This window comes from Streptomyces sp. GbtcB7 (assembly GCF_019091445.1).
GTDB lineage: Bacteria > Actinomycetota > Actinomycetes > Streptomycetales > Streptomycetaceae > Streptomyces > Streptomyces mirabilis.
Window position 1 is genome coordinate 1 of record NZ_JAGXJM010000618.1, and the last position, 237, is coordinate 237.

General features: G+C 68.4%; 1 protein-coding gene. It reads right to left on the reverse strand.

Features of this window, described 5'->3' with window-relative positions; translation table 11 throughout:
* A partial coding sequence (locus KVT44_RS57015) for an AMP-binding protein (protein WP_368857629.1) occupies positions 1-237 on the reverse strand: 237 nt, incomplete at both ends.

Here is a 237-nt window from a genome sequence, read left to right on the forward strand (position 1 = left end):
GTCGTAGCGCGCCTTCACCTCCTCGGGGAGTGCCAGCAGCCGGTGGTACTGGGTCGGGACCATGTGGGTGTGGGTGTAGGCGTGGGCGTCGATGACGCGGAGCATCTCCTCGGGCGTCCACTTGACCATCAGCACCAGGCGGTGCCCGGTGTGCAGGGAGGCGCCCGCGAACTGGAGTACGGCGGTGTGGTTGAGCGGTGAGCAGACCAGGGGCACGTTGGCGTCGTACGGCCTGGT